We start from the raw sequence: 12598 nt of genomic DNA, 5'->3' as shown, positions 1-12598 counted from the left end.
CCTATTTGCTCAATGTGTTCGGCTGAGATCGGAAATCAACCACCTAGTCATTGGGGACGTCCCCAATGACCACATGAAAGCGCCCCCAAGCGGATGTGCTTGAGGGCGCTTCTTGCTTGCGAGGTTATGACTCGATGTAGTCCTTCAGCTTGCTGCTGCGGCTCGGGTGGCGGAGCTTGGCCAAGGTCTTGGACTCGATCTGGCGGATACGCTCGCGCGTGACGCCAAACTCGCGGCCGACTTCCTCGAGCGTGCGGGGATGCCCGTCGACAAGGCCAAAGCGCAGCTCGATAACCTTGCGCTCACGATCGGCAAGCGAGTCGAGCACCTGGGTGAGCTGCTCCTGCAGCATGGAGAAGCTGGCGGCATCGGGCGGAACGATGGCCTGGGAGTCCTCGATAAAGTCGCCCAGCTGGGAATCCTCTTCCTCGCCGATGGGGGTCTCGAGCGAAACGGGCTCCTGCGAAATCTTCTGGATCTCGCGGACGCGGTCGGCACTCATGTCCATCTCGGCACCGATCTCCTCGGGGGTCGGGTCGCGACCCAGGTCCTGAAGGAGCTGGCGCTGCACGCGGACGAGCTTGTTGATGGTCTCGACCATGTGCACGGGAATACGGATGGTACGGGCCTGGTCGGCGATAGCGCGCGTGATGGCCTGACGGATCCACCACGTGGCATACGTGGAGAACTTAAAGCCCTTCTGGTAGTCGAACTTCTCGACGGCGCGGATCAGACCGAGGTTGCCCTCCTGGATCAGGTCCAGGAACAGCATGCCGCGACCGACATAGCGCTTGGCGATGGAGACGACCAGACGCAGGTTTGCGCTGATGAGTGCCTGCTTGGCTTCGAGGCCTACGTTCTCAATGCGCGTAAGACGACGCATCTCGGCACGCGTGAGCTCGAGCTCGCCTGCCTCGGCAGCCTCGAGCTTCTCGGTGGCCTCGAGACCGGCCTCGATCTTCATGGCCAGATCGACCTCTTCGGAGGCGGTCAGCAGGTCGACCTTGCCGATCTCCTTGAGGTACATACGGACCGGGTCGCCGGTCAGCATCACCGTGGAAGCATCGATGCCGCGCACGCGCGAACGCGAACGGGACGTGCGCACGGTGCGCTTCTTCTTGCTCTTGGAAGAACCCATCTCGGCGTCGGCCTGACGGGCCATCTTGAGCTCGTGATCGTCGAGCGAACCGGAATCGTGCTCGTCGTCGTCATCGAAATCGTCAGTATCGGTATCGTTATCGTCATCGTCGACGTCCATGGGGGCGTCGTCGTTACCGCTCGCGGAGATAATCTGGATGCCGCTGTTGCGCAGCGCGGAATATACCGCAGTGAGCTGCTCGTCAGAAACATCGATATCCTTCAGGGCGACCTGAATCTCGTCCTCGGTTACCGAAGTCCTGTTTGAGCCGTTGCCCATGAGCTTTGCAACGTAGGATTCCAGCCCAGTACCCGTGCTCTCAGTCTTTTTTGGCACAGATTCTCCCTTCATAGTCCACAGGACTCAATACTTTAGCACACACATTGACGTCTATACCCAAAAAGAGGACTGGATATAGGCGAGAATACGCTGGTTGACCACAACATCTAGGCTTGTTCGGTGCCTGCGGCCTCCAGGCCGATCAAACGGAACGGGTCCGCCACGCCGCCGATCGACTTTTGCAGTTCGCGTTGACGCTGCGAATCTTGCCCGGCCTGAACGGTCAGCGCGCGACGGGCCTCATCATCGAGTGAACGGTCCTGGCGCAGCCTGGCCTGTGCAGCACGCATGCGGCGCTTGATAGTGTAGAGCTCGAGCGTATCGAGCATAAACACGATGTTCGTCTCGGTGGGATGCTTGCTCGTCGCCGAGATGCGCCCGGCACTCACAAGCGTTGCCGCATCGGGACACACCGAGCGCGCCGCATCCATGCAGGCTGCAGGATCGGTTCCCGGCGGCGTTGCCAGAACGGCCCATGCGATGGACTCGTGACGTCGGTCAACCCACTCGATGGAGCAGATGCGGTCGGCATACGTGCGGAACAGGTCGGGGTAGCTCGTGAGCATCGTCAACAGTTCGCGCTCCCCTGCCAAGGACTTGCGCTCTAGATCGGTAAGAACCATCGGCGCCGCAGCCGGTGCGCCCAAACCATCAGCAACAGGCACAGCGCCCACACCATCGGGCACATCGATTGGCGGCAAGTCGTCAACGACCTCCACTGGTGCAGCGCCATAGGCATCAAGCGGGACGTAGTCGTACGGCTCCTCCTCGACCGGCGCAGAGACCGGCGGCGTCGCGCCCGACGTCCAGGCGCCGCGCGGCGCCCCCTGCGAACCAGACGCCCGACCGCCTGCGTTTCCGGGGCGCTCGGCCCGTGCCCTCTGGCGCTCATAGTTCTGCTCACGGCGGCGCTCCGCATCCTCGCGCTTGGCGACATCGCGAAACACGCGGCCCGAGCTCGCACGCACTGTCTCCAGATCCAAACCGAGCAGATCGGCAATCTGGATAAAGTACGTATCGATCATATAGCTGTCACGAAGCGGATAGATGAGCGTGAGAGCATCCTCCAGCGCCTTGGCGCGACCGCCCGGCGTGGTGATGTCGCTCGACTCCTGCAGCGAACGGTAGACAAAGTCCATGAGGGGCTCAGCAGCGTCGATGCGTTTCTGCAGCTCCCCTCCGCCGTGCGCCGTGATGAACTCCATGGGGTCGTTGCCGTCGGGCAGCACCACACAGCGCAGGTCCATCGAATCCTGCTCGATAAACTGAATCGCGCGACGGGCGGCCTTTTGACCGGCGGCGTCGCCATCGAACATATACACAATGCGCTTGGCAAAACGGGTGAGCGTCTTGACGTGATGCTCCGTGAGCGCGGTGCCCAGCGTAGCGACAACGTTTTTAATCCCCGCCTCCCAGCAGGCGATGCAGTCGGTATATCCCTCCACCACGATGGCGGTATCCTGCGCGACGATATACTCCTTGGCCCAATTAAAGCCGTAGAGGTTTCGCTTTTTATGGAACACGCTCGTCTCGGCGGTATTAAGGTACTTGGGTTGGCCGTCACCCATGATGCGACCGCCAAAGGCAATGTTGTGACCCTGCTCGTCAAAGATGGGGAACATCACGCGGTCGTAGAAGCGGTCGGCTAGTTGCCCGCGCCCGCGGCTCACGGCAACGTTGGCGTCGATCATCTCCTGCGGGGTAAAACCCGCCTGGGACAGGTGCGACACCAGCGCATTGCGACCCGGCGCAAAGCCCAGGCAGTAGCGGCGGCAGACGTCGCCGCCCATGCCGCGGCTGGCAAAGTACTCGCGCGGACGGCCGTCCTTACCGCGCATAAGCATGGTGTGGTAGAACTGGGCGGTTTCGGCGCACAGATCGTAGATGCGGGCACGTTTGGTACCGCGCTCGCGGCGATCTCCGGTGTCGTGCAGCTCAATACCTGCGCGATCGGCCAAATAACGGATTGACTCGGGAAAGCTCAGGTTCTCGCGCTTCATAATATAGGTGAAGACATCGCCGCCTTCGCCGCAGCCAAAGCAGTGCCAGACCTGCGTGGCGGGGATAATGTGGAAAGACGGCGTCTTTTCGCCATGGAAGGGGCAGCAACCCCAAAATTCATGGCCGCGGGGCTTGAGTTCAACCGTTTCCTGCACGATGGCGACTAGGTCGGACGCAGCGCGTACCTGGTCTTTTTCCTCATCGCTAATCACGGATGCTCACCCCCTGCTCGCCCAAGTTGTGACGAATATCTTCGATATTACCCTCGACGGTCGCGATCAACTCATCCAGCGAATCGAACACGCGCGACGGACGCAGCCAGCGCGTAAACGCCAGCGAAACGGAAGCGCCGTACAGGTCGCCCGTATAACCAATTAAATTAGCCTCGAGATGCGCCGAAGCGGCATCGTCGGCATACGTCGGCGGCAGTCCGACGTTCACGGCAGCGGGCCACGCGGTGTCATCGACCAGCACCAGACCCTCATACACGCCATCGACAGGCACCTGAATACCGTCGGGAACCTGCAGGTTTGCCGTGGGAAAGCCCATGCCAGAACCCTCGTGACGGCCGCGAATAACACCGCCACGCACCATATATGGACGGCCGAGTAACTCAGCAGCCAGCTCCACATGGCCCTGTCCGAGCTCATGACGGATACGGGTGGCGCAAATGGCCTCACCGCCCTCGCAAAGCAAGTCGTGACCATACACGTCAACGTCGTGTTCGGCACCCCAGGCGCGCATCTCGGCAACACCAGATGCACCACCGCGACCCAGCCTAAAGTCGCTACCAACGCGAATCGAGCGAATGTCAACCAGACGCGACACCAGCGAAAGAAAATCAACATGGTCAAGCGCCGCAACCTCAGGCGTAAAGGGAACGGCCACCACCGCATCGACCCCGGTCTGAGCCAGGGCATGCAGACGGTCGGCCGTCGTCATCAATTTTTGAGCGGGCGAAGGGCTCACCACAACGTCCGGGTCGGGATCGAAGGTAACCACGACCGCCTTACAGCCATGGGCACGGGCATCACGGACAAGCGATTCGATGAGTTCCTGGTGTCCACGGTGAACGCCGTCGAACACGCCGATGGCAATCGATGCGGCACCCAAGTGCTCACACTCATCAAACGCATCGGCAGTAACGATGCGAGCTTCGTCCGACTCGCCCGCAAAAAAGATACGCGCGAGCTCGCGAGCGGACAACATCATCGAACACCGCCGATTGCCTGCGGAAACACGTGCTCCATAACAAAGCGGCCACCCTCAATGCGGGCGAGCGCCTTGAGTCCCCCATCGAGTACCAACGCAAACAGCGCCTTCGAGGCATCGAAGCCCGCAAGCGCACGCCCAACGGGAATGCGACGGCCGCAGAGGAGGTCGTCGGCAAGATTGCCCGGCAAGTCAACACGCGTGGCGCCCAGGGCTGCAATGGGATCCAGAGCAAAGCTAGCCGCGGACTCGGGAGAAAGCTCCTCCACCGCATGACAGGCGCCAATGGAAACAACACCGGAGGCCGTGCGGCGCAGCGCGGAAATGTGCGCGGCGCTCTCGCAGGCGCGGCCCAGGTCGCGAGCGAGCGCACGAATGTAGGTGCCCTTGCTCACCGAGAACGCCACGGTCCACACACACGTATCACCCTCGCCGCCCACGGCGATCAGGTCGGCGGCATAAACCTCAACGGGGCGCGGAGGTAGGTCCACCGCATTGCCCTCGCGAGCAGACTTGTAGGCGCGAACGCCATTGACCGAGATAGCCGAAAACGCCGGCGGCACCTGCATCTGCGGACCCAACATGGCGCCCAAGTGCTCACGGGCATAGGCAGGATCGCGGAGCTCGTTGGCAACAGCCACTGTGCGGACCGCCTCGCCCTCCGCATCATCGGTATTGGTCTCGGCACCAAACGAAATGTCGGCGACATAGCTTTTGGTATCGAGCGTGAGCATGCCCAGCAGACGGGTGGCCTGGCCCACGCCCACCACCATGACACCCGATGCCATAGGGTCGAGCGTGCCGGCATGGCCGACGCGCCGCTCATGGAGGGCGCGCCGACATTGCGAGACCACATCGTGGGACGTGCAGCCCACCGGCTTATCGACAGCGAGCAGCATATTCAATTGAGAAGGCGTACGACGAGCCATGTACCATCCAAAAAGTTAAAGCTCGACGGTCACCGAAGCGGGATCCTCCCCAACCAGTTCGGCCAGCATGGGAAGTGCCATGGTGAGCGTCTCGAGAATCGTTCCGTTGTTGGAGAAACCGGCGGCAGCGGGATGTCCGCCTCCGCCAAAGGCAGCAGCAATCTCGGACACGTTGAGGTCGCCCTTGGAGCGCAGGTTGCCGCGCACCTTGGTATCGCCCTCAATGCCCTTCAGGAACAGGCAGACCTCGACGCCCATCACCGAGCGCACCACATCGACCAGTCCGTCGCACTCATCTGAGGTGACACCGCAAGCCTCAAGGTCGCTCTGGTACGCGTAGCTATACGCGACGCGCCCGTGGGCCACCGTCTTGATGCGGCCCATGACGATAGACTTGAGGTGCAAAAACTCAACGCGCATGCTCTGGTATACCTCGAGTGCCACACGCGCCGGATCGGCACCGTGGGCAACCAGACGAGAGGCCGCATGGAACGCGGCGGCATCGGCGTTTTGGTACTGGAAACGGCCGGTATCGGTAACCAAGCCGCACAGCAGGCAGGTCGCAACGCCATCACGTGCGACAATGCCGCAATTGTCCAAGAAACGGTCGATGATCATGGCGCAAGCTGCAGCTTCGACACGTCTCAGGCTCAGCTCGGCAAACTCCTCACGCGCCGGATGGTGATCGAAGCACACCACATGCTTGGAGCGGCGAAGCACCTCGGCCGAGTTGTTGAGGCGCTCGACGACCGGTACGTCCACCGAGATGAACAGGTCCGGATTGCCGGTGTACGCAGATGCCGGCACCAGGCGATCGGAGCCTTCCATAAAGCGGTAGATGCGCGGAACCGGGTCATCGTCTGCCAGCAGCAGCGCAATGTCCTTGTTGGGGAAAAACTTCATGAGCGAAAGGCCCAGACCCAACACGGAGCCCAAGGCGTCGCCATCGGGAGAAGTATGTCCCGAAATCGCAATGGAGGACGCACCCTCGATGAGCTCGAGGATGCGTCGCTGAATATCTGCAGACTCGCACGAAGCGAGGTCGGCGGAATTAGTCATCTAAAGCTGCCTCCTGGGCGGCATCCGCTATCGGATAGCCGTCCTCGTCCTTTTCGATCGCAAGCGTGGCGGGAACGTTTTCCAGCGCACGCGTGATGCGCTCGGCCTCATCGGTCGAGCGATCGATGCGAAAATCGAGCTCGGGCGTGACACGCCAATCGAGCGAGCGAGCCAACAGGCTGCGAATGCGGCCCTTAGCGCTTGCGAGCGCCTCCATGACCTCGTCGTAGCGGCTCGCATCGCACGACACGTACACGCGCGCGAACGAACGGTCCACCGCGACCTCGACCGCAGTCAAAGTAACCAGGTCGAGACGCGGATCGGAAACCTCAAAGAGCAGGATATAACCGAGCTTCTCGCGAAGCTGCTCGCCCAGACGGCGGGTTGCCTGCGTTTGCTTCATAGCGCTACCCCCTACTCGGTGCGGGCAACCTGGTCGATGCGGTAACCCTCGATCTGGTCGCCGGGCTTGATGTCCTGGAAGTTCTCCAGGCCAATGCCGCCCTCGGAACCGCTCTTGAGGCTCTTGGCCTCGTCCTTGTAGTGGCGCATCGAGGCGATCTTGCCGTTGAAGACCACGATACCGTCGCGCACCAGACGCACGGAATCGGTCGCGGCGATCTCGCCCTCTTCGACGCGGACACCGGCGGCGATACCGACTTTTGGCACCTTGAAGGTGTCCAGGACGGTCGCGGTACCCGTGGCGACCTCGACCTCGGTGGGCTTGAGCATGCCGATACGGGCGGCGTCGAGCTCCTCGAGGCACTTGTAGATGACGTCGTAGCAACGGATCTCGACGCCCTCGCGCTCGGCGGCGGAGCGGGCCTTACCGTCGGGACGGACGCCAAATCCGATGATGATGGCGTTGGAGGCGTCGGCCAGGACGACGTCGGTCTCGTTGATGGCGCCAACGGCGGAGTGGATCGTGTTGATGCGAACCTCGGACTGATCCATCTTGTCGAGCGAGTCCTGAAGAGCCTCGATGGAACCCTGGACGTCGGCCTTGATGATCAGGTTGAGTTCCTTGACCTCGGCGTCGGCGATGGTCTCGAAGAGGTTCTCGAGCGTGACGTGCTTGACGCGGCTCTGCTCCTCGATACGGGCCTTGAGCGATCGCTCATCGGCCAGGGCGCGTGCCTCGCGCTCATCCTCGAACACGCGGAACTCGTCGCCGGCGTTGGGCACGGACTGCAGGCCCAGAATCTCGACGGCGTCGGAGGGACCGGCCTCGGTGACGGCGCGGCCCTTGGGGTCGAGCATGGCGCGGACGCGGCCGTAGGTAAGGCCGGCGACCAGCGTATCGCCCACGTGCAGGGTACCGCGGGTCACGAGCACGGTAGCAACCGAGCCGCGGCCCTTGTCGAGCTTGGCCTCGAGGACGTTGCCGGAGGCAAAGGTGTCCGGGTTGGCCTTGAGCTCGAGCACATCTGCCTGGAGCAGCACGGTCTCGAGCAGATCGTCGATACCGATCTTCTGCTTGGCCGAGATGTTGACGAACATGTTCTGTCCGCCCCACTCCTCGGGGATGACGCCGTACTCGGTGAGCTCCTGACGCACACGGTCGGGGTTGGCGCCGGGCTTATCGATCTTGTTGACGGCGACAACGATGGGTACGCCGGCGGCCTTGGCGTGGTTGATCGACTCGACCGTCTGGGGCATGACACCGTCGTCGGCAGCCACGATCAGAATGACGATGTCGGTCACCTTGGCGCCACGGGCACGCATAGCCGTAAAGGTGGCGTGACCGGGGGTATCGATGAAGGTGATCTTGCGGTCGTTGATCATGACCTGCGAAGCACCGATGGCCTGCGTAATGCCGCCCGCCTCGCCGGCAGCAACGCCGGTGTGACGGATGGCGTCGAGGAGGCTCGTCTTGCCGTGGTCGACGTGGCCCATGACGGTGACGACCGGTGCGCGCGGCTTAAGGTCGGCGGGATCGTCGTAGAACGAGAAGGTGTTCTCCTCCTCGGGGGTGATGATCTTGATCTGACGACCCAAGTCGTCGGCAACGAGCTCGACGAGGTCGTCGGACATGGACTGCGTCATGGTGAGCGGCGTACCCAGCAGGAACAGGCGCTTGATGATGTCGTTGGCCGGAACGTCGAGCGCCTCGGCGAGCTCCTGGACGGTAACGCCCTGGGAAACCTTGATGGCGTCGAGCTCCTCGGGGTTCACGCCCTGGGCCAATGCCTCCTCAATCTTGCGCTCCTCCTGAGCCTTGGCAGCCTCGCGCTCGCGCTTCTCCTTGCGCTTCTTGCGGCGACCGGTGGACTCACGAGAGGCCTCCTCGACGGCAGCGCGGGCCTCCTCGAGGACCTTCTCGCGGCTGTACTCCTCGGCCTCGCGAGCCATGCGGCTGTAGTGGTCCTCTTCGTTGTTGTGACCGCCCTTGCGCTTCTTGCCCTTGCCCTGCTTATCGGGGTTGGGGAAGTCCATGCCGGCAGCGACGTTGTTGCTGGCGTTGGTGCGATGGCTGTGCGGACGGCTCTCGGAGGCGTTGCGCTCGGAGTTGTTGTCGGAAGCGTTGCGATCGTTACGACGGCCACCGCGGCGGTCGTTGTTGCCGCCACGACGGTTACCGCGCTCGGCGGCGCGCTCGGCCTTGGCCTTGTCCTCGGCGTCCTTCTTCTCCTTGAGCACGGTCTCCTGTGCGGCGATCTGGTCGAGCAGCGAACGGAAGCGCGAACCGGAGTCGGAAGCGGGAATGGCGCGGCGCTGGGCCTCGCGGGCAGCCTCCTCCTTCTCGCGGGCAAGGCGCTCCTGCTCGGCCTTCTTCTTGGCCTCGGCCTCGGCGCGGGCAGCCTCCTCGGCAGCCTGGGCTGCGGCAAACTGCCGGCGCTCCTCCTCGCGGGCCTTCTCGGCGGCGATGCGCTCGCGCTCGGCCTCGGCAGCGCGTGCGGCCTCCTCGGCGGCAGCTGCCTGCTCCTCGGCCTGCTTGGCGGCCTCGACTTCCTGAGCGCGGGCCTCGATCACCGAGGCGAGCTGCTTGCGGACCATGGCGACATAAGCGTCCTCCAAGGTGGAGGAAGCGGACTTAGCGGGAATCTTCATATCGGCGAGATGACCCATCAGTTCCTTGGAGGTCATGCCGAACTCTTTGGCCAGGGTGGACACACGGACTTTTGCCATATGACTTCACCTACCCTTTCTGGCACCTTGGGTGCCTAGAGACTGAACGAGCGTGGGAGATGCGCCGGGACCTGCCCGGCGCGACCGCGCGCTAGATCAGGTCCTCCGCATCATCGAAGGCGTCGGTGTCGTGGACACCGCAGAAACGGGAGCCGGGACGGGCCTGGTTGCGGCACTGGATGCCGTCCTCGGACACGTACTCGCAGCGGCGGACGTCCTCGTCCTCCTCGTCACCGATCAGGTCGGCGGCGGGCTCCTCGTGAACGGGAACGTTCTTGAGGATGTCGGCGGCAAGCGTCTCGGACTTAATGTCGATGTGCCAGCCGGTCAGGCGCGCGGCGAGGCGGGCGTTCTGGCCCTCCTTGCCGATGGCAAGGGACAGCTGGTCGTCGGGCACGATGACGCCGGCGTAGGCCTTCTCCTCGTCGATGAGGACGCGGGTGACCTTGGCAGGCGACAGGGCGTTGGCGACGTAGACGGCAGGATCGGCATCCCACAGGATGACGTCGACGCGCTCGCCACGGAGCTCGCCCACGACAGCGCGAACACGGCTGCCCTTGGGGCCGACGCAGGCACCCACGGGATCCAGACGGTCGTCGAGCGAGTGGACAGCGACCTTGGAACGCTGGCCGGGCTCGCGGGCGATCGACTTGATCTGGACGGTGCCCTCATAGATCTCGGGCACCTCCTGCTCAAACAGACGACGCATGAGCTCGGGGTGGGTACGGGAGATGACAATCGGCGGACGGCTGTGCTCGCCACGAACCGGCTGCAGGTTGGAGTTGGGGTCGCGAACGTCAATGATCACGGCCTTGATATGCTGGTTGTGCAGGTAGCGCTCGCCCATCGGACGCTCGTTGCGCTCGTTCTCGTAACGGCGCTGATCGAAGTGCGGAAGCTCGGCCTCGACGCCTTCGCGAATCTTGACGATCGTGAAGTCCGGCGTGGACTGCAGCACGGTACCGCTGATGAGGTCACCGATGCGGCCGGAGAACTCCTCGTAGATCTGCTCACGGGCGGAGTTACGCACGATAGCGTTGATCTCGGCCTTGGCGTGCTGGGCGGCGATGCGGCTCGTGTTCTTGGGGGTAACGTCGATCTCCTCGAACTCGGTGAAGTTGCCCTCCTCGTCCATGGAATCGTCGATCGGCTCCAGGCGGTAGACGTAGATCTTGCCGGTGGTGCGGTCGATGGTCACCTTGGCGCCCCACTCAAGATGCAGGATCTCGGCATAGCTCTTGGCGAGCGACTGCTCCAGGCGGTCGATCAGGTAGAGCTGGTCGATGTGCTTCTCCTGGCAAAGCTCCATCAGGGCGGACATCATGTCGGATGCTGCCATCTTACTTTCCTTCCTTCGCGGGCTTGAAGTCGTAGGTGGGCTTCAACTTGCACTTTTTAACATCAGAGAAATCGAGGGTGACGGACTCGCCGTCCTCGAGCTCGAGGGTCACGTCGGTCTCGGTCGCAGCGGCAATCTTGCCGGCGTACTTGCGACGGCCCTCAGTGGCGGTGGAGGTGAGCTCACAGTTCTCGCCCACAAAGCGGGCAAAGTCGCACGGGCGGCGCAGCGGGCGCGCCATGCCCGGGCTCGACACCTCAAGCGTATAGCTCGAAGAGATAGGGTCGAGCTCCTCAATCACATCGCCGACCCACTTGGTGTTGGCCGTGACGTCGTTGAGAGACAGGCTCTGACCCTCGGCACCCTCGATACGCACGCGCACGCAGGGGGCCTTGGTGGCGCCCACGAGCTCGACGTCGACGATGTCGACATCGTGCTGGGGAGCGACGGCCTCGAGCGCGTCGATGATCGCCTGCTCGGTCTTGGTCTTGACCATTGCGGCACCTCCATCCATACAAAAAAGAAGCGGGGCCGAAACCCCACTTCTTTCAATTACAACTTCATTTGCAAGCAAACTATACCAATAGCTGCGGAAACGCGCAAGCACAGTACGAATCTGCAGGTCAGCGTGCGCACAGGTTCTCCACAAGAATGGGACAATTGACCGAGGAACCCCATGCGGCGCGCCCTCAACAGTCCCAAAACGGGCCATGCGTCCCAGCGTGCCGACCGAATCGGGCCCTATGGGCATTCCATCCCTGGGCGCACATCGGCCAGACTAGAGCCGAGAGGCATTCTGTAGCGAGAAAGCCTGCCGCACGCATTGACCGCACAACCTTCCAGCATCTCTACGGCAAGGAGGATCCATGGAACGCCTAGGCACCCTCTGCGCGACCGCGCTCGTCGTCGCTGCCTGCTCGTTCGCTCTGACGGGCTGCAACAACATCGATGGCAAAACCGGAACATGCGAACCGGATCGTGGCAGCACCAAAGCCATCGAGAAAACCGAACCCCCGGTAAGCTTCGACAAAATAGACGAAGACATCGACGATCCCCAGGGCCTAGGTCCCGACCCCCAAGAACAGTTCCCCATCGACCTTGAGGCAGACGAAAACGTCCATGTTACCTGCGTGGGCAAGGACACCGACGGCTACGGAGACGCCGCGCTCGTCTTTACGGTGACCAACAATACCGGTGTCGACATGATGTTTGGCGACGCGGACTCCTATGCCTACGTCAGCGGTAAGGTCTGCGACGTGCGCATGCGCCAGCAGGTCGCAGCGGGCGAGGAAACGCGCGCCATGCTCACCTTTGTGGGCACCTTCGACGACCCCGACTTTGATGTGAACAACGACCTCAACGACATCTACCTCAACATTTGGATGTTCGAAGAGGCAACGGGCAACGTTTACTTTAGGGACCTAGTACACATCCCGTAGAAGACGGTGCGAC

10 protein-coding genes are annotated in these 12598 nt (G+C 62.5%); 1 reads left to right on the top strand and 9 read right to left on the bottom strand.

What is annotated here, in order from left to right; translation table 11 throughout:
• Window positions 1–124: 124 nt before the first annotated feature.
• The 9 genes from rpoD to rimP form a co-directional block, all read right to left on the bottom strand.
• Window positions 125–1474, bottom strand: a complete 1350-nt coding sequence (gene rpoD, locus DWY03_RS09035; protein WP_117798136.1) for an RNA polymerase sigma factor RpoD — start codon at window positions 1472–1474, stop codon at window positions 125–127.
• Window positions 1475–1584: 110 nt separating this feature from the next.
• Window positions 1585–3690 (bottom strand): DNA primase, encoded by a 2106-nt coding sequence (gene dnaG, locus DWY03_RS09030; protein ID WP_117840566.1) that lies wholly within the window; start codon window positions 3688–3690, stop codon window positions 1585–1587.
• Window positions 3683–4690, bottom strand: coding sequence for a riboflavin biosynthesis protein RibF (gene ribF / locus DWY03_RS09025; RefSeq protein WP_231500832.1), 1008 nt, complete (start codon window positions 4688–4690; stop codon window positions 3683–3685). The genes dnaG and ribF overlap by 8 nt, the downstream gene beginning before the upstream one ends.
• On the bottom strand, window positions 4687–5619 hold the full coding sequence (gene truB, locus DWY03_RS09020; RefSeq protein WP_117840564.1) for a tRNA pseudouridine(55) synthase TruB: 933 nt from the start codon (window positions 5617–5619) through the stop codon (window positions 4687–4689). Before truB ends, ribF begins: the two co-directional genes overlap by 4 nt.
• Before the next feature lie 15 nt (window positions 5620–5634).
• Complete coding sequence (locus tag DWY03_RS09015) at window positions 5635–6678, bottom strand: bifunctional oligoribonuclease/PAP phosphatase NrnA (protein WP_117840562.1); 1044 nt, start codon at window positions 6676–6678, stop codon at window positions 5635–5637.
• Window positions 6671–7081, bottom strand: coding sequence for a 30S ribosome-binding factor RbfA (gene rbfA / locus DWY03_RS09010; RefSeq protein WP_006234038.1), 411 nt, complete (start codon window positions 7079–7081; stop codon window positions 6671–6673). Before rbfA ends, DWY03_RS09015 begins: the two co-directional genes overlap by 8 nt.
• Window positions 7082–7092: 11 nt before the next feature.
• The gene (gene infB / locus DWY03_RS09005; RefSeq protein ID WP_117840560.1) at window positions 7093–9807 is read right to left on the bottom strand and encodes a translation initiation factor IF-2; all 2715 of its coding nucleotides are present in this window, start codon (window positions 9805–9807) and stop codon (window positions 7093–7095) included.
• A 91-nt stretch (window positions 9808–9898) separates the two neighbouring features.
• Window positions 9899–11146, bottom strand: coding sequence for a transcription termination factor NusA (gene nusA, locus DWY03_RS09000; protein ID WP_006234042.1), 1248 nt, complete (start codon window positions 11144–11146; stop codon window positions 9899–9901).
• A 1-nt stretch (window position 11147) separates the two neighbouring features.
• Entirely contained in the window at window positions 11148–11642 is a 495-nt protein-coding gene (gene rimP / locus DWY03_RS08995; protein WP_117629483.1) for a ribosome maturation factor RimP, read from the bottom strand.
• A gap of 370 nt (window positions 11643–12012) precedes the next feature.
• On the opposite strand from rimP, the gene DWY03_RS08990 reads away from it, so the two are divergent.
• Window positions 12013–12585, top strand: coding sequence for a hypothetical protein (locus DWY03_RS08990; protein WP_117840558.1), 573 nt, complete (start codon window positions 12013–12015; stop codon window positions 12583–12585).
• Window positions 12586–12598: the final 13 nt, after the last annotated feature.

Source organism: Collinsella sp. AF23-2, assembly GCF_003459245.1.
GTDB lineage: Bacteria > Actinomycetota > Coriobacteriia > Coriobacteriales > Coriobacteriaceae > Collinsella.
This window is presented reverse-complemented; position numbering and strand designations above follow the sequence as displayed.

Excerpts from the sequence above, each read along its gene's own strand:
- ribF (WP_231500832.1), bottom strand. The coding sequence starts at position 4,690 with ATGATGTTGTCCGCTCGCGAGCTCGCGCGTATCTTTTTTGCGGGCGAG.
- truB (WP_117840564.1), bottom strand. The coding sequence starts at position 5,619 with ATGGCTCGTCGTACGCCTTCTCAATTGAATATGCTGCTCGCTGTCGAT.
- DWY03_RS09015 (WP_117840562.1), bottom strand. The coding sequence starts at position 6,678 with ATGACTAATTCCGCCGACCTCGCTTCGTGCGAGTCTGCAGATATTCAG.
- rbfA (WP_006234038.1), bottom strand. The coding sequence starts at position 7,081 with ATGAAGCAAACGCAGGCAACCCGCCGTCTGGGCGAGCAGCTTCGCGAG.
- infB (WP_117840560.1), bottom strand. The coding sequence starts at position 9,807 with ATGGCAAAAGTCCGTGTGTCCACCCTGGCCAAAGAGTTCGGCATGACC.
- nusA (WP_006234042.1), bottom strand. The coding sequence starts at position 11,146 with ATGGCAGCATCCGACATGATGTCCGCCCTGATGGAGCTTTGCCAGGAG.
- rimP (WP_117629483.1), bottom strand. The coding sequence starts at position 11,642 with ATGGTCAAGACCAAGACCGAGCAGGCGATCATCGACGCGCTCGAGGCC.
- DWY03_RS08990 (WP_117840558.1), top strand. The coding sequence starts at position 12,013 with ATGGAACGCCTAGGCACCCTCTGCGCGACCGCGCTCGTCGTCGCTGCC.